The sequence below is a fragment of the Polluticoccus soli genome (genome assembly GCF_029269745.1).
Lineage (GTDB): Bacteria > Bacteroidota > Bacteroidia > Chitinophagales > Chitinophagaceae > Polluticoccus > Polluticoccus soli.
This window is the reverse complement of record NZ_JARJHT010000001.1, coordinates 73,963-92,761: the sequence shown is the minus strand read 5'-3', so window position 1 is coordinate 92,761 and position 18,799 is coordinate 73,963. Positions and strand designations below refer to the sequence as shown.

Sequence of the window (18,799 nt, the reverse complement as noted above, 5' to 3'; positions counted from 1 at the left end):
GCCTGCAGTATCGGGATTAAAATGCCGGGTCCGGGTCCGGTGGAATTAGAACACCATAGTTCGCTGAAATTGAAGACAGCAAAGCTAACCGGGTTTTTCCTAATCGCCAAAAGACATTAAAATTTTTAACTGCGGGTAAAAAATCATCATTTGTAGCAAACATTTTTTAAAAATGAGATGTCTATGTAAAAAAACACCGTCATGACCTTTAAGTTTTTACCCTTACTCGCACTGTCTGCGATATTGTCTGCGCAGGCTATCGCGCAGTGCATAGATCCTTTTGCTTTGAATGTTTCACCGGGTGTTATCTGCACCGGCAGATCGCTCACTCTCAGCGCAACCAACTATCCGGGAGCTACATATACATGGACCGGTCCTGCAGGTAGCGGTATCGTACCCGGCGGTCCGTCGTCTCAAACACTTACCGGCGTCACTGTGGGGGGGCACAGCGGTATATATTCGGTTACGATGACGCTTGGCGCGTGTACCTACACGGCTAATGTCAACGTTTTCGTTCAGATCACACCCACCATAAATAGTGTAAATCATAAGTCGCCAATTTGTGTGGGAGAGGATGAGGTCTTTGTTGCCAACTCGGCCAGCGGCATCGGTGCTACGTACGATTGGGCTGGTCCCGGAGGTTGGGCTTTTACGAGTACTACAACCAACGTCGCTACTCGCGCCGGTATGACACCTGCAGATGCGGGTAATTATAGTGTAACCGTTACCAGCACAGCGGGATGTACGTCAGATCCGTTCATCGTTCCGATAAATGTTCACCCGCAGGTAAATTCTGATTTTGCTACAACCGTGATGTTAGGTTGCGATGAAGATTCCGTCAAATTTACCAATAACTCTACCGGTCACAATGCAAGCGAGTGGACATTTGGTGATGGTGGTACTGGAATAGATTCAGATCCATTGCACATTTATAAAAGCCAGGGCTCCTATACTGTGAGACTGATCGTAACGAATGGAGTTTGCCGTGATACCAGTTTGCAGATCGTCAATTTCAATCACAGTGTTAAAGCCAACTTTGTTGTGAGCGACGATAGTATTTGCCAGAACACACCGATCACATTCACCAATACCACAGCTTATGTGCCTGCGATTCTTCCCGGTTATAAATGGAACTTCAGGGATGGTGGAACAGATGCGGTCGTGGATCCTACCTATGTATATGCGAGGGCGGGAGAGTACAGGGCTAAGTTGATAGCAACAGACTATATTGGCTGTATGGATTCTACCGAGCACCTGATAGTCGTAGACTCAACCGGTGCTATAAGTTTTGAATCGTCTATCGACGAGCTTTGCGCTGGTCAAACGCTCAACTTCTCCGGAACATTTATGCAGATAGGCAATACAGGTACCACGTGGACAATGGGTGATGGCAACGTTGTGCATAACGTGCCAGGTTTTAACTACGGTTATGACCGGGCTGGCATCTATAATGTTGTTTTCGAGGCAATGTATCGTGTGTGCCCCAAAGTGCAATTCAACAAGACGATCATAGTAAAACCCTTTCCGATCATTGACCTCGGTCCCGATACAAGCATCTGTGTAAATGGCAAGCCGGTGATCCTTACAGATCGTATCAACAATGGTAACCCCCTGGCAAAATGGAAATGGAACAGCCGGGGAGACAATACCGGTGCGTCAATTGTAGCCCGTCACCCGGGCGCATATTCAGCAACGGTTGAGATCGATGGTTGCGCTGCTACAGATACTGTAGTAGTGGCCAACAATTGTTATATCAACGTACCTAACGCATTTACACCGAACAGCGATGGTCATGACGATTATTTCCTGCCGCGTCAACTGTTGTCTTCTGGTGTAACGGATTTCAAAATGCTGATATTCAACCGCTGGGGACAAAAGGTGTTTGAATCAACTACTGCCGACGGCCGTGGCTGGGATGGCAGCTTTAATAATACCCCGCAACCACTGGGCGTGTATGTGTACCTGATAGATGTGAATTTTGTGAACGGCGCCCAGGAACACTACGAAGGGAATGTGACACTATTACGATAAGAGGAATGTCTCTGAGAGAAAAAAAGCCGGCGTTTGTGCCGGCTTTTCTATTTATTGTATAAAGTCATTGCTTTGCTCAAGCCTTGTGAGGCGAAACATTCTATGGCCTCTATACTTTTTAGCACGCCATCTTTTACGGCGGGCATCTCGTCACTTTTCCAGCGGCCCAGAACAAACTCCGCCTGCCTGCCTTTCGGGAAATCGTTGCCGACGCCAAAACGCAACCTTGGGTATTGTTCTGTTTGTAGCAGTAATTCTATGTTTTTCAGTCCGTTATGGCCGCCGCTGCTGCCGCCTGACCGCATGCGAAGTTTACCTACTGGTAAAGCGATCTCATCCACCAGCACCAGGACGTTTTCTAATGGTATTTTTTCTTTATCTATCCAGTACTTTAAAGCCTTGCCGCTCAGGTTCATATAAGTGGTAGGTTTAATAACAAAAAAAACTTTGCCTTTCCACTTACATTCTGCCATAAACGCATGTCTACTTAAGTTGAAATTGCCTCCGTGTTTAATAACAAAGGCGTCGGCGACGTCAAATCCGATGTTGTGGCGGGTACTGTCATACTCCGGACCGATGTTTCCAAGCCCGGCAATTAAAAATTTCATGGATGCGAAGATAAGGCGGATTTGTTTGCAGAGATTGTGGATTAAAACGATAAGAATTTTTGCTGAGTGTTATCGAAATCTTAACTTTTTTAGTATTTTTAAGCGGGAAGTACCAGCTTCTCTAAAAGATATACTACATTATTAACCTTTATATTTAAACGCACAAAAAATCTGAACATGCGTAAATTACTGTCCCTCGTCGCGCTCTTAGGTTTAATATCTACCAAGGTGCTCGCGGTGTATTACCCTATAACGCAGTATGCATCAGGTAGCCAGACTGTGAACGGAAATTTGATCACAGTTACTCCTGTAGGTCCCGGTAACTGGCCGTCATCTGCCACAAGTTATTGCGGTGTAGGTCCGTATTATGCTGGTGCCTATGGTGCTGCGCAGGGATGGACGTACCATTTTAATACCCCGGTAACGCATGTCCGTGTAACTATGGTTGAGCTGCACACAGCCGATGCTATCCTTTTTTCGATTAACGGTACACCAAGGCCCGTTGCAGCAACAGACCTGACACACTATCCCGGTCCATGTGGTATGAATAACACATTTACCGTGACTGGTAGTGGTGAAGTGACATCCACAAGCCCGGGTGGCCTTGGAGCAGGTGCTATTGTTACACTCGAAAATACTCCTAACCTCATCAATGATTTTACTGTATACAACAACAGTTCAAATCCTAACGGCGTGGTTTACCAGATCGAGTTCCAGATCGACAGCTGTTCGCAGACATTGAAGGTTACCAGCAACAATCCTTGCGCCAACAGGGAACTAAAGCTGAGTGCTACTAATTTCCCCGGCGCTACGTTCAACTGGCATGGCCCACAATTGTGGACAGCAACTGGCCCTAACGTAAGCCGTAACCCAATATTGCTGAACCAGGGTGGCTGGTATGCAGTAGATGTGACATGGGGTAGCTGTACTTTTAAAGATTCTACTGAAGTTATCGTAGCTACAAAGCCAACCCCGATCCCGCCAAACGTAAGCGTGAAAGTTGGTAACAATCCAACTTGTAAAAATATGCCGCTGGAAGTAGAAGCAGCATCAACAGGTGCAGGTGGTATTCAATACTACTGGTATGGCGGTAGTCTTCCGGGATTGTTAAACAGCCAATCGCTTGTATTCCCGAACATTCAGCCTACTGATGCGGGTACATATCGCGTATATGCAATATCGCAGGCAGGTTGTGTTTCGGATACAACTATTTACCCGATCAACATGCTTCCTGATGTTACGGCCACAATGGGCGTAACCTACACCTATGGTTGTACGCAGGATACAGTTAAGATCACAAATAATTCTACCGGTAACAACAAGACCTACATATACTTTAACCCGGTTAATGGCGGTATTCCAACAACAAACCTTGTAGATACTTTAGGCAATCCACTTACGATCATCTACAAGCCACACGTATTGACCGATACCATTCCGGATACGGTGGACGTGAAGATAGTGGTTGGTAATGGTGTTTGTAATGACTCTATGACACAACGAATCATCTTCAACCACCCGGTAAGGGCGGCGTTTGATGTATCGGGCGACACAGTTTGTCAACATACGCTGATTGACTTTTTCAACAAGTCTTCGGCTGCAACTGGTCCTACACACACCTACTTGTGGCAGTTTAAAACTAAGTTCGGAGATACCGCGCAAACTTTCGACGCGCAATTTACCTACCATGAGCAAGGGGTATACCTGGCGACGTTGACTGTAACCGATTATCTGGGTTGTAAAGACTCAGCGCAGCGGTGGATGTTTATCGATTCCACGGGGCCAATATCTTTCACTGTCAGTGATAGTACGGTATGCGCGGGTGATAAGATCAACTTCTCAGGTGTCTATGAGCGCTTCGGTTCGGTGACCCAGCTGTGGGAATTTGGTGACGGAAACAAAGTTGCCGATACACCGATCACACAACATGGTTTTGATATTCCTGGTACCTACCCGGTTAAGTTTACGACGTTCAACCGCGTATGTCCGGATGCTACCACTACCCGCGATATGGTGGTGCATGCCTATCCATTGCTCGACCTCGGTCCGGATACAAGCATCTGTCCTAATGGTGCGCCGGTATTGATCCGGGATCTTTTCAATGCAGCTAATCCGTTGGCAAGATATAGGTGGAACACCGATGTGAAACGTGATACAACTTCAGACCTGCTGGTTCGTCATCCAGGTGTGTATGCTGCTTCGGTTGAAGTGGACGGTTGCGTTACTACTGACAGTATTATGGTATTTAAGAATTGCTATGTGAACATTCCGAATGCATTTACGCCAAATGGCGACGGTCTGGATGATTATTTCCTGCCACGCCAGATACTGTCGAAAGGTGTGAAGAATTTCTCTATGACCATCTTCAACCGCTGGGGGCAGAAAGTGTTTGAAACATCTACCATCGATGGCCGTGGCTGGGATGGCATGTTCAACAATGAACCTCAGCCGCTGGGTGTTTATATCTACCAGATCGCTGTTACTTTCAAAAACAACGTATCTGAGAACTATACCGGCAACGTGACTTTGTTACGATAAAATGAAACACTTCTATACGAAAAGGGCTGCATCTGCAGCCCTTTTTTATTTTATTACTAAGCCGTATTAATCCCCATCATACCATTCGTCTTTATCGCCGTGCTTCCAATAGTTCACATTGTCTTTGCGGGCCTCTTTCGGACCTGAAACGCACGACGAAGCGAAACTCAGGGTCAATACAGCCGCTACGATATAAATTAGTGTTTTCATACCTCTTCGTTTTATCCCATCCATTTGCTAAAAAACATCTACCATCGGGTGTTAAAACCCCTTAAAAAGCACCAAATAAAATATTAAATGTGCTCTTATATAGCCGGTTCACACGGCACGCCGTTTGCTATATATTGATCTTGAGGGCTGTGTGAAACGAGGTTCATATGGTTTAATTATGCAGTTCGGCCCTTAAATTTTATCTTAGCAGCAGCAAATCAATTGTTCATCCTTAAAATATAAACGGCGGTTTACCCAACCAGCGTACCATAGATTCAGTCTATGTATATGGTAAATTGATAAAACGCCCGTTACTTGTCCGTCGCCTTGGCATATAGTGTACCCGGTCAGACTAGTGAGTTACAAGAGCTCATCCAGGCATGTATCCGCAACGAGCGGAGTGCACAGGAAAAGTTGTACCACTTGTTCTATTCGCGCATGATGGGCGTGGTGAGGCGGTATATTGATCATCAGGAGCAGGCAGAAGAGGTACTGAATAATGGTTTTCTCCGCGCCTTCCAGAAAATTGAACAGTATACTTTTCAAGGTTCTTTTGAAGGTTGGTTAAGAAAGATAGTTTTCCACGCTGTTTCAGACTATGTGAAACAAAATGTACGTTATAATGAAAAGATCGTGCTGGTGGAAAAAGATCAGTTCATACATAAAGACCACGCAGACAGGATGTATTACAACCAGCTGCTGGAGCTGGTACAATCCTTGCCGGATGCTACTAAGGCGGTCTTCAATATGTATGTTATGGAAGGGTTCTCGCATAAAGAAATTGGCAAAATGCTGAACATTAGCGAGGGCACTTCAAAATGGCACCTGTCCGAAGGGCGCAGGATGCTGAAGGATAAGATAGAGAAATTGCAATTGCATTATAAAAAATAAAATTTTATCCAGATGGATAAAAACATGATAAACATAGATGACCTGTTCAGGCAGGGGCTCAGCGGAGGCGAGGATAAAGAGCGCCCGGGAGCCTGGCTGCAGATGCGGGAGCTGCTGGACAAAGAAATGCCTGTTGCTGCAGGCAATACGACCAACTGGCGTCGTATGTTCGGCTATGCAGCCGGGCTGGTGTTACTGGCCTCTGCCAGCATTGGCGGTTATACAGCCTATACCTCTTTCAGGGATGCAGAAAAACAACTTCCTGCGACGGTTGCTGTTAACACAACTAATCCAGGCGGCTTTGGCGGTTCGTCTGCCATGGTGGTAACAGGCAAAACTGAACAAAAAATTGAAACGGCGACTGCTATTGCAAATAGCACGTCAAATATCCCTGCCGGCCAGGCAATAGATAATAACGGCGTTGTCGCTAAAACACACAACAGTCAGCAAACTGTTGCTCAACAACCAGTTGTAAACACAACAAAACGCAACATTTCCGGCAAAACCGTTACAACTGTAACAACGGTTGCGGCCACGAAAACGACAACAAACGACAACAAACTTGCCGAAACGCGAAAAAATACTGCATCAACAGGAAAATCAAATATCAACCAACCGACTGTAGCTATCTCGATCGGTGGCGCATCAAATGCATCAAATGCGACGGCTGCTAAGGCTACTACAACACCTGTTGCGACTTCAAACTCAGCTAACAAGTCTTCAACTGCAACAACCAGCAATACTCCTACACAGGAAAAAATGTTTGCATCTGCGGCTCCGACAACAAATGACAACAAAAAGCCTGTAGCCGCGCAGTTGCAGAATAAGCCGTCGGCTTCGGTAGGTGCATCAGCTGCAAGCAGTGCTAAAAACGAAGTGGCTAAAAATGATAATCACAAGAAAAACCTGATCGATAAAGTAGAAGAAAGGGAAACGTATGATCGTAAGACAGGCTTGTGGAAAAAGGATACGATCGACCAGGGTAAAGTAGAATGGAAAAAACAGGAAGACCTGATAGTGGCGAACGTGGATAAACCTGCTGACAATACCGCAACCGCTATAGTTCCTGCTGCTGCAGTTGCAGTAAAATCAGAGAACGAAGCAGAAAAGCTGGTTGCTCTGTCTAACTTCCGTACCTCCAGCAAAAACAGCAACTACGAAACCCATAACTTCTTTGAAGAGATGGTGAAGAATGCCAAATTGCAACTGGGCGGTGTTCGTTTCTATCCCGGGCTGATAGTAGGTATCAATACGGCGCTGAGCGGTAAGAACAGCATGACCGGCTTCCAGGTGGGTGTAACAGGTAACTTAAGCCTGAATGAGAAATGGGGCATCGTTTCTGAACTGAAATACATGCAACGTTTCAAGAATGGCAACAGGGAAAGCAATCGTAACGACTACATAACCAACACGCAGTCAGTTAACAATGGTCAGAGCTATCAGTGGGATTCTGTTGTGAGCTATTTCACATATCCTACGGTTAGCAGTGTTGAGCTTCCTGTTATGTTTAAATACTCTCACAATCGATTCAATGTGTTGGCTGGTGCTAACCTGGCTTACTATATGGGATTCAGTCCGAACCATGTTGAGCAGCCTTATCGTTTGACAGGTGCTAAGCCGCCGATCACTCCTGCAGAAGGTGGTGCTATCATGAGTTCTTCTGACTTTGGTTCGCGCTTCGGAGTTGGCTACCTGTTCGGTGTAGGTTACCAGGTGTCTCCAGCTGTGCAATTAGATATGCGCATGAGTCAGTCGGTATGGGATAACGCTGCAGGTGCCGGTGCTGCAAGGGTATCGAAAGAGGTTTTCCAGCTGCCTTCACTGCAGTTCAACATGAGCTACCGCTTTAGCAGCAACAAGTACAAACCTTACAGACAACAATAAAAACGATATTATTCATTCGACATCGCCGCCGCTTTCATAGCGGCGGTTGTGTTTTTACCAAGGTAGTGTTCTATCCTGTTTTCTACCAGGTAGATCACAGGGGTAAGAACGAGGGCCATAAAAGCCTTATAAGAGTAGTTAACAAGGCTAATAGCCAGCACACGTTGCCAGGTCCAGTCCCTGCCTATTTTAAAGGCTATAAACAGCACAATAAAGCTATCTACGAATTGGGAGACAAGAGTAGAGCCCGTGGCACGTAGCCAGACTTTTCTTTCACCGGTAGCCTTCTTTATCTTATGGAACACCCAAACGTCCAATATCTGCGCAACGAGGAAGGCTACGAGGCTGCCAATGATTATCCACATGCCCTGGCCAAATACGCCCATGAAAGCGGCCTGCATGTCAGGTATCCCGGCTTCCTTTTGGCTGCCTATCCAGAAAGATCGTTCGGCAGGAACGCTGATGGCCATATAAAACATAAGGAAAGCATAGCAGATAAGAGCCACAGCGATATACGAGATACGGCGTACGGCTTTTGGGCCGTAGTACTCATTGACGATATCGGTCATCACAAATTCCAGCGGCCAAAGAAGTACGCCTGCCGTGAGTGTATAAGTCAGTCCTTCTTCTCCAAGTAGGCTAAAGGGTTCTGGTTGTCTTCCCAGCAGCAGCTCCAACGAGAATAGTTTGCCACCGATACATTCAGCTATCAGTGCATTGGCAACGAAGAACGAGGCGAGGAATATGAAGAGTTTGGTAGGCTTGTCGTTCAGTATGTTGTGTATCATAAATGACGGATTGGGCCGTAAAGCTATTTCATATCGCCCTAAAACAAAAGGCACGAACAATAGCTCGTGCCTTTATAATATTATATTAATCTACTTATCGACCTGGTATTGGTACCGAAATGTTTATAGGACGTGCCGGGTACATTTGAGAGTACCTGTTGTAATACAGCTCTGGATGGGTCGCGAGCGGAACATCACCTAACAGTTGGATACGTGCTTTGCCAAGATCTACACCGCCTAAGAATCCTGGTACAGTCGGACTGAAAACCCAGCCATTGTTTTGCCAGTAAGAGTAACCGCCGCGATAAGGATCGTAGAAGAAACGATAGTCTGGGAAGTACACGTGTTGCTTTGCTCTATAGCCGTGCGCCGGTGCCCATGGTGGAGGTCCGCCCTTTACACGCCCGGTATACACTCCTGGTTGTTGTGTTCTAACTTTTACTGACTTGCCTTTGTATACATTGGGATTACCCTTGTTTACTTTAGCGGGTTTGCCACCACCGTGTCCCTGGTCATGGCCCTTACCTTTGCCTTGTGCAGAGCCCAAAGCTGGCATCATGACCATCAGTATTCCTATGATCGCTCTTCTTAGTTTCATCGCCTTAATGTTTTACTGATGAGCGACCAATACCATGCCATCCGGCGTGGAGCGGCTGTTAAAATGATGAGCTTGAACAACTCAGTATCAAAAAGACATGAGCAGAACTCATGCCTTTATTAGTCTTAATCTTTGTACTACCTCGGTATCGGTATCGTAATGTTTACTACGCGTGACGGATATATATTCGAATACCTATGATAGTAGAGTTCCGGATGAGTCGTCAACGGAATACCATTCAATACCTGGATTCGTACTCTCCCCATGTCTACGCCGGACATGTATCCCGGCATGTTTGGACTGAAAACCCATCGGTTGCCGTACCAGTAAGCATACCCGCCACGGTAAGGATCATAAAAGAAACGATAGTCGGGAAAGTAAACGTGCTGCGTAGCTCTGTATCCGTGCGCAGGAGCCCATGGTGGTGGCCCGACCCTGCGTCCGTAGCCTGGATATCCAACAACTCTCCTGTCATATACTCTTACAGGTCTGCCTCTGTAGCCTCTATATATATATGGATTACCCGGGTAAACCCTAACTGCATTCGGAGGAGGGCCAGGGTGGCCATGCCCATGACCTCTTCCATGGCCATGCCCATGACCATGTCCTTGGGCAAACCCGAAAATCGGTATCAAAACCACCAGCATCCCCGCTAACAACTTTCTCAATTTCATCGCTCATAGTTTTTTATGAAGCGACCAATACCATGCCATTATTGGCGATTAACCAGATGAGCTTGAATGTTTTACAATGACAGGTCCCAGTCGTCGGCAAAACGTGCATTAGCCTGCTGGTCTGCAAAGTCCAGGTTAGTTTCGTTATAGCATTCGAAGTAGTTCCAAAAGATCTGCTTTCCTTTTAAAGGAAACATGCGTTCTCCTAAACGAACGAACCCTATCTTATGCAGAACATTCTCTGAACTTTCATTTCCGGAAATTGTTCGTGCGCATACCGAATCCAGATTGAGATTATTGAAAGCATAGTCGATCAGTCCGCTCGCTATTTCTGTGGCCAATCCTTTGCCCCAATGTTGAGGTAGCAAAGAATAGCCGAGCTCGTACAGATTTACTTCAGGTACAAAATAAAACCCTGCACGACCAATGAACTGGCCTTTCTTGTTGGATACATAGCCGAAACTAATACCATGTGCATCATGATGTCGCATGTATTTTTTCAGCCGGTCTTCCGTTAGTTTTTCTGTTTCAGGACCAAAATGTGGTGGGATAAATTGCATAGCGTCAGCACTACTACAGAGCTGACAGAGACACTCGAGGTCGCTGTGAACGAATGGGCGTATATTGGTCCGTTTTGTTTGTACAAACATAGCCCGCGGTTTTAGTTACGTGAATTTACGAAAACTCACTCCAAAAAACCTAGAATTCTTCCTCTTCTTGTGACATTTTTAACTCAACCAACTCGGCCGAATTACGGTACATTTTGATGATGGTAATATCGTAATTATTGAGCCACAGCTTAGTACCTTCTCTTAATTCGCCTTTATAGTGTTCGGCGATGTAGCCGGCCAGGGTCTCATAGTGCCTGTCTTCTTCGAAACGGTAGGGGAGGTATTTATTGATGTCGGAAAGCTTATGGTGCGCGCTGATCAGGTAAGTGCTTTCTGATATGCGCTGCACATAAGGTTTTTCATTGTCGTACTCATCCTGTATCTCACCAACCAGCTCTTCAAGAATATCCTCCATGGTAACGATACCGGCTACCTCGCCAATTTCATTAGTTACTACTGCCATCTGGAGCCTCTTTACCTGCAGTTCTTTCAGCAGGTCTTTGATCTTTTTATTCTCAGATACAAAAATGGTCTTCCTGATGAGCGTGCCAATGCCGGAAGGAGGGGTAGTAGAAACCATGGTCCTCATCAGGTCTTTTGTATTGATGAAGCCTTTGATATCGTCTATTGTTCCGTCATATACTGGGTAGCGCGAATAACCTTCTATGATCGCAAAATCGATAGCCTCTTTAAGAGAGCTGCGCATCTCGATGCCAGTAATGTTTTTACGTTGCGTTTGTATATCCCAAACCCTCCGGTCATCAAAATCGAAAACGTTCTGGATCAGTTCCCTCTCGGTTTGCTCAATAGCGCCTCCCTCCTGGCTTTCACTAATGATCATTTTCAGCTCTTCTTCGGAGTGTATTTCTGAACCATGAATAGGTTGAATGCCGATCAGTTTCAGTATCAGGTTTGCCAGGCCATTCAGCATCCATATAAAAGGACGGAAAACAAAGTGGAAGACTTTAAGCGGCCATGCAACAGCAAAGGTTGTCGAGGTTGGGAACCGTATAGCGACAGACTTCGGGGCAAGCTCCCCGAAGATAATATGCAGAATCGTGATCAACGCAAAGGCGATCGGCAGCGCCAGTTTGTGTGCAGCCTCTACCGACATGTCCAGGTTCATCCAGTCAAATATCTTTAGTATGATACCAGACATAACGTCTTCGCCAACCCAACCTAAGCCAAGACTGGCTAGTGTAATACCGAGCTGAGTGGCGGCCAGATACGCATCCAGGTTACTGACAATAGATTTGGCAGCGCCTGCCAGGCGTTTGTTGACGTTCGATTTAACTTCGATTTGGGAGGATCTAACCTTTACAATAGCAAACTCTGCAGCAACAAAGAAACCGTTGAGGAAAACCAGGAAGAGTGTGAGAAATATGTCAAATATCATGGCTGTGAAGCAAAGCTCCAGTGCAATTTTTGCCTAAAGTTATGGTTGAAAAATCATTTTACGGTTTTATTTAAATATCGGGCCGCTTTGCGGGCGCGATTCCACATTCCCACAGAGTTATGATATAATAATTTCTCAGGGTGAAAAACCAACTTCATATAAGCTAATAACTGTCTTTATTAATGGTTGTTGCATAGTGAATACAATTTGAATTCAGGCTTGGCATGGTTCTTTTTACTACTTAGGCAGATGATGATAATAGTAAAAATTGGAGTTAGTTAAAAAGAAGGGTTATGACAACGAAGTATTTGATGCCGTTTTTGATGTTTGTTCTGAAGTATTTCTTTGATATTGAAAGAGAGATTACCTACACAGTGATCACAGCAGCCACTGTTAGGATACATGATTGTAAGGAGGTTATACATAACCTGGTAATGCTTCACAAATAAAACCAGAGCGCGGTTTACGGAAAACAAAAAAATTCTCTAACCTCGAAAAACGTTATTTATGCGGATTCGGATCTTAATGACAGGTGCAGAACAGGAGTACATGCGAACTGAGGCAGAAATGCTTAAGGACCGGGGCTTCCTGGTATACACCTGCGAGGAAGAGAATATAGAGGAGGCTATATCTGAGATCAAGCCAGACCTGGTTTTCGTAAATCCCCACGATCCCGGGTTGCATAGTACTAAGGTTTACCACGAACTGTTGGACAATATTAAGTACGCCAGCATCCCGGTGATCTATACACTTTCAGAAGACGATGTTTACCTGGTGAACCGCAAACGCACAGCAAGCCGCGATAAGCGTAACATGATAACCGACAATATAGTTGACGGTATAAAATGCGCCCTGCTTGCCGATAGTATAACGCCTAAGAAGCGCGTCCGGATCAACCGAAACATCCAGTTCCCTTATTATGCTTTCAGGGCTTAATTAGCCCTTATCCACAGAATGTACGCCCGGGCCAATGATAAACAGCCCGAAGAACACAAATGCCAGCTCAATTGGATGCGACGCTTCCATAAAAGCTTGTCCTTTATACAGATGACTTGCCGCAGCAACGATCATTGTGCACATCAGGAAAAATGCACTGGGACGGAAAAAGAATCCGAGTATCAGGAACAATCCACCTACGGTTTCAGACGCTGCCGCCATGAAACCCCAAACCTCCGGGTAGGCGTGAACACCAAAGTATTTCATATTAGTGCCGAGCTTGGTCCACTTGTCAGGTCCTGCAAACAGTTTAGTGTATCCATGCATGATCATCATGAAACCAATGCCTGCGCGCATCACTAATAATCCGGTGTCCTGGTATCTGCCCAGTTTCGACAGTATTGCCATGTTGTGCTGTGAATTTCCGTTAAAGATAATTCAAGCGCTGATACGTCAAAGTACTGAGTTATACTCCTGATGTGGATTGCTACCTGCTACGCTGCCGTATAAAGATCTGCGTGTAGAACGTAGTACCGTCTTTTCCTTTTATAGCACCGATACCGGTCAGGTTGTAGTTGCCTTCAATATTCTTGCGGTGGCCGGGGCTGTTCAGCCACATGTCTACTACTTTTTCTGCCGTGCGGGCGCCATAGGCTACATTCTCTGCCCCTGCATTACTACCGGGCAACTTGCGCATCAGCCTGTTCAGCCGGTCGTCGAAGCCGCTGTGACCAAAGCCGGTATGACCCGTGGCCATATTCCGGCTGTGTTTCTCAGCTTCGGCGCTTATGGCCGATACCATTTCCAGCTTCGCCAGTCCGTGCTTCTTGCGGTATTTGTTTATCAGCACTAAAATGTCCTCTTCCATGCTTTGTGCAAAAGCAGAAGTGCCCGCCAGCAGGCAGGCCATCATTATCCCTATTTTCAGCTTCATTATCAGGAATTTACCATGTTCGCATGCTCAACGTTTTTGTTGCGCAGGTCTACACCGCCTTCGAGATATGATTTGAGATTGGCCAGGTAAAATGTCCAGCCGCATTTGCAATCCATATGGTATTTCACCTTTCCTATATCTGTAGTGGGTATCTTATCCTGCGTGAGCATCACAATCGTCTCATCCATAAACGTGCCAATTTGCACAGTTACATGCGCGCCCCCTGCAAAAGAAAACTGAATTTTATCAACACCGTTGGCGTACAGCACCTTTCCTTTTTCCACTACTGTGTTGTCGCGCCCATGCCACCACCACTCATAAGTGTCTTCTGCATGAAACTGCTGAATATTTGACAGGTCTTTTTTGACAGGGTTGTGAAAAAGCGCCCTGCGCAGGAACCATTTTTCCAGCTCGTCGGCACGCGTCCATGCGTAGTAAACAGCATCAACGGGGGCTTTTATGTTGATCTTCAATATAAAACGGCTCCAGTCGTAAATAGTGTCTTTGCTCATGTGGCGTTGATTTATAGGTTGTATTATAAAAGTTGTTCCAATGTTTCTGAACCTCAGATTAATCCGATTTGACTTATTAGACCGACGCTATTGTAGCGACAGCTTTGCAGCCGAATTTGTTACAGGATGTTGTCGTTTTTGAAACTAACATTTGTGAAAGGATTGATGAATTTTTCTATTCGTTGATAGCATTTGTTGCCGGTTTTGTCATGGATTTTGTTTTCCGGAGCTTCAGTGTTGCGGCAGTTTGCGCTCTAATGCAGGAGTAAAGCGGGTTGGGATTGAGAAAGGATGTTTTCATAGCGTGTTTTTTGTTGCCGTTGTTGTCAATTTGGTGTTATTCCCTGTGAGGAAACAAACGGGAGAGAACAATTATTTCGCATTTGGTGACCTGATCGTGCAAGGCATAGGCCCAGTTTTTTATTTATTACAAATATACAATGATTTATTTATTTTGTTGTGCAGTAATATAGAAACTCCCCTCCTTAAATAAGGAGGGGCAGTTTGCAGAGAGCCCGAAGGGCTCGTTGCAAACCGGGGTGGTTGGATGGCTGAGGAATGTTCCTTCAGCGGAAGTTTAAATTCTCAGCGTTTCAACCACCCCGACCGGCAACGGGCTGTTCGCCCTCTGCCGGTGTGCCCCTCCTCATCTGAGGAGGGGAGTCTATTACTACTCTGGCGCGAGTGTTCCGCAGGATCACTCGTGTCAAACCAAATCAGCCGGTCTCTGACCGGCATTCAAAGAACCGCAGCCAAATATTATCTTGTAGCATGTCCGACAGATATAAAGTACACGAAAGCTGGATGCCACATTTTATTACAACAACAGTAGTTGGATGGGCAGATGCTCTTAGCAGAGAAGCATACAAGGACATAATCATCGACAGTCTGAAATACTGCCAGGAAAACAAAGGGTTAATTGTACACGCATGGGTGATCATGAGTAATCATCTGCATTTAATAGTCAGTGCGACAGACGGTAAGCAACTACCGGATATCGTCCGTGATTTCAAAAAGTTTACAAGCCGTTCGCTGATAAATGCTATTGATCAAAACCCACAGGAGAGCCGAAAGGAATGGCTGATGAATATGTTTCGGTTCGCAGGTGGAAACAACAATGCGAATGAGGGACATCAATTCTGGCAACAGGACTATCATCCTATTGAATTGAGTAATGAATATCTCACACGTCAGCGACTCAACTACCTTCACGAAAACCCCGTCCGCGCCGGTATTGTTTGGGAGCCGCAACATTATAAGTATAGTAGTGCTGACGATTATTACAACAATAAGCCGGGTTTATTAAAACTTGAAATGCTTTTGTAGTTAATTTCAGCTCTTGTATTTCAAATGCCGGTCAGAGACCGGCTGATTTATTTAGACACGGGTCGTCCTGCGGAAGACCCGCGCCAGATGGGGCTACACCCGCCTTATTGCTACATCAATCCCGGAAAACCTCCAATTTTATACCCCTGTTTTCAGGGGTTTTCTGACCGGTAGATTTTTTTTAGCTTAGTACAAAACTATCTGCATGAATTACCGGACCGCCAGTTTGTTCTTTCTCTTATTGATAATATGTGCACATGTAAGCATTCGCGCACAGGTTTATTACCCTATAACCCATCTTTCCGGAGCGCAATCGATAGGCAACCGAACGGTAACAGTGACCCCAGTTAACAGTCCCCCTAATGGTTATAGCTGCGTTGGACCGTATGCTGCTGGGCAGGCTGTTAACACAGGTTGGATGTTCACGTTCTCAAACCCAGCTAATTATGTAATTGTAGAATTCACTCAAATACACACGGGAGAAATTTTGAGTTTTTACGTTAACGGTAGCCATTATTTTCTGAATTCTTCCATGTTTTCGAGTTCTAGCTGCGGCCCAATAAATACTATCACAGTGAATTCGTCAGGGGATATTCAGGGCGTGGGCAATGTCGCAGTACATTTTACTAATATTATCGCTATCGATTCTATACGTGTCATGGAACCAACATGGGCTGGGGGCGGTAGTCTTTTTAGTTTCCAATTCGGTGGTGATACTACGGTATCTATAAAAGAGCCTATGCAAGACACCCTGCTCTGCTCTCTTGATAGTATTAAGCTGGCGTTTACCACCATGGGCAGGTTTAAGAGTAACAATGTGTTTACTGCACAACTTTCTAATGCTGCGGGCAGCTTCGCTACTCCCATTAATATCGGTACCCGTTCGGCAGATACTACAGATACCATTAAATGTCAGATCCCCGTAAATACGCCTACAGGTACCGGCTACAAGCTGCGCATCATCTCTACTAACCCTGTAGATACTTCTGACATCAACATAAAGAACATTGCCATAGGCAATGCACCGCCACCCAGCCTGAATGCGGCAGCTAACACACCGGTGTGTTCAGGTAGTACGCTTAATCTTACGGCCAATACAACAGGCAGCGGTTATAACTGGAGCTGGGCAGGGGCTTTGTCCTATACTTCTAATGTGCAAAACCCTTCTATCGCCAATAGTACCGTTACACAGTCGGGCGATTATATAGTGACTGGCAGGCTGCATGGCTGCATAGGTAAGGATACGGTGACTGTAACAGTCAACCAGTCGCCCGCAGCAATAACTGCCGGCAGCAACAGTGCTGTTTGCGAAGGCGGAACTCTGAGCCTGACAAGCACCAGCGGTGGCGCAGGTGCTACGTACAGTTGGACGGGGCCGGCAACCTATACAGCAGGCGTGCAGAACCCATCGCGCGTCAGCACTACCACAGCGCACAGCGGTGACTATATAGTAACGGCAACGCTCAATAACTGCGATGCCAAGGACACGGTGACCGTGTTGGTAAAACCCATGCCCGCCGTACCTACAGCAACGAATAATGGCCCGCTATGCCCCGGCGACAGCCTGGGCATGACTGCGAGCAGCACCACTGCAGGTGTAAGCTATAACTGGAATGGTCCTGCATCGTTCGGCAGCGGTCTTCAAAACCCTTATGTGCTGAACGTAAACTCCGGCAACGGAGGTGTATACAATGTAACCGCTACGCTGAATGGTTGCACTTCTTCAGCAGGTAATACAACCGTTATTGTAAAACCTACACCTGCTACGCCAATGGCCGGCAGCAACACGCCGATATGCGCGGGTGCACCACTCAATCTTACTGCAAATGGTACAGCAGGCAGCGTATATAGCTGGACGGGGCCTAACGGATTTACATCAAACCAGCAAAATCCTGCTATCAACCCGGCGACACTAAATAATGCAGGTATCTACAGCGTAACCGCTACGCTGAATGGCTGCCCCTCAACAGGCGCAGGTAGTACAGTTGTCGTGGTCAATAACGTATCGAGCATTGGTGCCTACCCGAGCCCGAACGATACCATTTGCCAGCTGTCGCCCAACGCCAGCTTTGTGGCTGTGCCCAATAACGGCGGCAGCAGTCCACAGTATCAATGGTACAAGAACGGTAACCTGATGACAGGTGCAATGGGGCTCACTTTCCCGGCAACCGGTATAGCCAACGGCGACAGCTTTTATTGCCGCATGACAGTGACAGGGTTATGCAGCGCGCCGCTTGTATTGTATAGCAACAAGGTAGGTATGACGGTATTGCCACCAGCTCCTCCGGCTACTATCAGCATCACAGCCAATCCATCTACACCACTCAGCCCATGGCAAACGGTGATGTTCACCGCCACGCCCGGCGGCAATGCAGGCAGCAACCCAACCTATCAATGGAAACGCAATGGCAGCAACATAGTTGGCGCCACCAGCACCACCTGGAGTGCTAATAATCTCTCAGACAATGATGAGATCAGCTGCGTAATAACCAGCAGTGAGTGGTGTACCAACCCCGCCAATGTAGAAAGCAACAAGATAGCAGTGCACATCAAGACGGGCATCAACGATGTTGCAAATACGCACTACAAAGTATATCCTAACCCGGTTGCTAATGAGATGACCATAGAAGGCGAAGCCGGTATGCAGGTATCGATACTGAATGTGCTGGGGCAGGAAGTGTATAATGGCGTTATAATTACTGTTAAAGACGTTATCAATATCTCGCAGTTTGTACCGGGTAGTTATGTGGTGCTGCTGACGGGGGCTGATGGTAGCAGGAGTGTTGTGAAGGTGACGAAACGATAGCTCATATTATCTTCTTCTTTCTTTTGGCTTGAACCAAAAGAAAGAAGCAAAGAAAA

17 protein-coding genes are annotated in these 18,799 nt (G+C 46.2%); 8 read left to right on the top strand and 9 right to left on the bottom strand.

From position 1 onward, the window contains the following. Positions 1-201 precede the first annotated feature (201 nt). Complete coding sequence (locus tag P2W83_RS00535) at positions 202-2,031, top strand: T9SS type B sorting domain-containing protein (protein ID WP_276131719.1); 1,830 nt, start codon at positions 202-204, stop codon at positions 2,029-2,031. A gap of 47 nt (positions 2,032-2,078) precedes the next feature. Here the strand turns inward: P2W83_RS00535 and pth are convergent, their stop codons facing one another. Next, positions 2,079-2,639: an aminoacyl-tRNA hydrolase gene (pth, locus tag P2W83_RS00530; protein ID WP_276131718.1), complete on the bottom strand. Its 561-nt coding sequence runs from the start codon at positions 2,637-2,639 to the stop codon at positions 2,079-2,081. A gap of 177 nt (positions 2,640-2,816) precedes the next feature. Between pth and P2W83_RS00525 the strand changes: the two genes are divergently transcribed. Then, positions 2,817-5,177, top strand: a complete 2,361-nt coding sequence (locus P2W83_RS00525) for a T9SS type B sorting domain-containing protein (protein ID WP_276131717.1) — start codon at positions 2,817-2,819, stop codon at positions 5,175-5,177. 66 nt (positions 5,178-5,243) lie between these two features. Here P2W83_RS00525 and P2W83_RS00520 read toward each other — a convergent pair whose 3' ends face one another. Beyond that, a complete protein-coding gene (locus P2W83_RS00520; RefSeq protein ID WP_276131716.1) occupies positions 5,244-5,387 on the bottom strand; it encodes a hypothetical protein in 144 nt (47 codons plus the stop codon). A 315-nt stretch (positions 5,388-5,702) separates the two neighbouring features. Between P2W83_RS00520 and P2W83_RS00515 the strand changes: the two genes are divergently transcribed. Then, positions 5,703-6,278, top strand: coding sequence for an RNA polymerase sigma factor (locus P2W83_RS00515; RefSeq protein WP_276131715.1), 576 nt, complete (start codon positions 5,703-5,705; stop codon positions 6,276-6,278). 12 nt (positions 6,279-6,290) lie between these two features. After that, the gene (locus tag P2W83_RS00510; protein ID WP_276131714.1) at positions 6,291-8,162 is read left to right on the top strand and encodes an outer membrane beta-barrel protein; all 1,872 of its coding nucleotides are present in this window, start codon (positions 6,291-6,293) and stop codon (positions 8,160-8,162) included. Between the two features lie 8 nt (positions 8,163-8,170). Here P2W83_RS00510 and P2W83_RS00505 read toward each other — a convergent pair whose 3' ends face one another. Next, a complete protein-coding gene (locus tag P2W83_RS00505) occupies positions 8,171-8,950 on the bottom strand; it encodes a queuosine precursor transporter (RefSeq protein ID WP_276131713.1) in 780 nt (259 codons plus the stop codon). 94 nt (positions 8,951-9,044) lie between these two features. Next, positions 9,045-9,548, bottom strand: a complete 504-nt coding sequence (locus P2W83_RS00500; protein ID WP_276131712.1) for a hypothetical protein — start codon at positions 9,546-9,548, stop codon at positions 9,045-9,047. Positions 9,549-9,745: 197 nt separating this feature from the next. On the opposite strand from P2W83_RS00500, the gene P2W83_RS00495 reads away from it, so the two are divergent. Then, positions 9,746-10,204: a hypothetical protein gene (locus tag P2W83_RS00495; protein WP_276131711.1), complete on the top strand. Its 459-nt coding sequence runs from the start codon at positions 9,746-9,748 to the stop codon at positions 10,202-10,204. 89 nt (positions 10,205-10,293) lie between these two features. On the opposite strand, the gene P2W83_RS00490 is transcribed toward P2W83_RS00495, so the two are convergent. Together P2W83_RS00490 and P2W83_RS00485 are read right to left on the bottom strand one after the other, a co-directional pair. After that, positions 10,294-10,872, bottom strand: a complete 579-nt coding sequence (locus P2W83_RS00490; protein ID WP_276131710.1) for a GNAT family N-acetyltransferase — start codon at positions 10,870-10,872, stop codon at positions 10,294-10,296. Positions 10,873-10,921: 49 nt separating this feature from the next. Next, positions 10,922-12,229, bottom strand: coding sequence for a hemolysin family protein (locus P2W83_RS00485; RefSeq protein WP_276131709.1), 1,308 nt, complete (start codon positions 12,227-12,229; stop codon positions 10,922-10,924). A 507-nt stretch (positions 12,230-12,736) separates the two neighbouring features. On the opposite strand from P2W83_RS00485, the gene P2W83_RS00480 reads away from it, so the two are divergent. After that, positions 12,737-13,165, top strand: a complete 429-nt coding sequence (locus P2W83_RS00480) for a TroA family protein (RefSeq protein WP_276131708.1) — start codon at positions 12,737-12,739, stop codon at positions 13,163-13,165. Here P2W83_RS00480 and P2W83_RS00475 read toward each other — a convergent pair whose 3' ends face one another. The 3 genes from P2W83_RS00475 to P2W83_RS00465 form a co-directional block, all read right to left on the bottom strand. Beyond that, a complete protein-coding gene (locus P2W83_RS00475) occupies positions 13,166-13,573 on the bottom strand; it encodes a DoxX family protein (RefSeq protein WP_276131707.1) in 408 nt (135 codons plus the stop codon). A 79-nt stretch (positions 13,574-13,652) separates the two neighbouring features. Continuing rightward, positions 13,653-14,099, bottom strand: a complete 447-nt coding sequence (locus tag P2W83_RS00470) for a CAP domain-containing protein (protein ID WP_276131706.1) — start codon at positions 14,097-14,099, stop codon at positions 13,653-13,655. Between the two features lie 2 nt (positions 14,100-14,101). Further along, positions 14,102-14,611: an SRPBCC domain-containing protein gene (locus tag P2W83_RS00465; protein ID WP_276131705.1), complete on the bottom strand. Its 510-nt coding sequence runs from the start codon at positions 14,609-14,611 to the stop codon at positions 14,102-14,104. Positions 14,612-15,382: 771 nt separating this feature from the next. Between P2W83_RS00465 and P2W83_RS00460 the strand changes: the two genes are divergently transcribed. Together P2W83_RS00460 and P2W83_RS00455 are read left to right on the top strand one after the other, a co-directional pair. Further along, on the top strand, positions 15,383-15,937 hold the full coding sequence (locus P2W83_RS00460) for an REP-associated tyrosine transposase (protein WP_276131704.1): 555 nt from the start codon (positions 15,383-15,385) through the stop codon (positions 15,935-15,937). A 205-nt stretch (positions 15,938-16,142) separates the two neighbouring features. Further along, the gene (locus P2W83_RS00455; protein WP_276131703.1) at positions 16,143-18,743 is read left to right on the top strand and encodes a T9SS type A sorting domain-containing protein; all 2,601 of its coding nucleotides are present in this window, start codon (positions 16,143-16,145) and stop codon (positions 18,741-18,743) included. The last annotated feature ends 56 nt before the right edge of the window (positions 18,744-18,799 follow it).

Coding starts and splice junctions, on each gene's coding strand:
- P2W83_RS00535 (WP_276131719.1), top strand. CDS start 202: ATGACCTTTAAGTTTTTACCCTTACTCGCACTGTCTGCGATATTGTCT.
- pth (WP_276131718.1), bottom strand. CDS start 2,639: ATGAAATTTTTAATTGCCGGGCTTGGAAACATCGGTCCGGAGTATGAC.
- P2W83_RS00525 (WP_276131717.1), top strand. CDS start 2,817: ATGCGTAAATTACTGTCCCTCGTCGCGCTCTTAGGTTTAATATCTACC.
- P2W83_RS00520 (WP_276131716.1), bottom strand. CDS start 5,387: ATGAAAACACTAATTTATATCGTAGCGGCTGTATTGACCCTGAGTTTC.
- P2W83_RS00510 (WP_276131714.1), top strand. CDS start 6,291: ATGGATAAAAACATGATAAACATAGATGACCTGTTCAGGCAGGGGCTC.
- P2W83_RS00505 (WP_276131713.1), bottom strand. CDS start 8,950: ATGATACACAACATACTGAACGACAAGCCTACCAAACTCTTCATATTC.
- P2W83_RS00500 (WP_276131712.1), bottom strand. CDS start 9,548: ATGAAACTAAGAAGAGCGATCATAGGAATACTGATGGTCATGATGCCA.
- P2W83_RS00495 (WP_276131711.1), top strand. CDS start 9,746: ATGATAGTAGAGTTCCGGATGAGTCGTCAACGGAATACCATTCAATAC.
- P2W83_RS00490 (WP_276131710.1), bottom strand. CDS start 10,872: ATGTTTGTACAAACAAAACGGACCAATATACGCCCATTCGTTCACAGC.
- P2W83_RS00485 (WP_276131709.1), bottom strand. CDS start 12,229: ATGATATTTGACATATTTCTCACACTCTTCCTGGTTTTCCTCAACGGT.
- P2W83_RS00480 (WP_276131708.1), top strand. CDS start 12,737: ATGCGGATTCGGATCTTAATGACAGGTGCAGAACAGGAGTACATGCGA.
- P2W83_RS00475 (WP_276131707.1), bottom strand. CDS start 13,573: ATGGCAATACTGTCGAAACTGGGCAGATACCAGGACACCGGATTATTA.
- P2W83_RS00470 (WP_276131706.1), bottom strand. CDS start 14,099: ATGAAGCTGAAAATAGGGATAATGATGGCCTGCCTGCTGGCGGGCACT.
- P2W83_RS00465 (WP_276131705.1), bottom strand. CDS start 14,611: ATGAGCAAAGACACTATTTACGACTGGAGCCGTTTTATATTGAAGATC.
- P2W83_RS00460 (WP_276131704.1), top strand. CDS start 15,383: ATGTCCGACAGATATAAAGTACACGAAAGCTGGATGCCACATTTTATT.
- P2W83_RS00455 (WP_276131703.1), top strand. CDS start 16,143: ATGAATTACCGGACCGCCAGTTTGTTCTTTCTCTTATTGATAATATGT.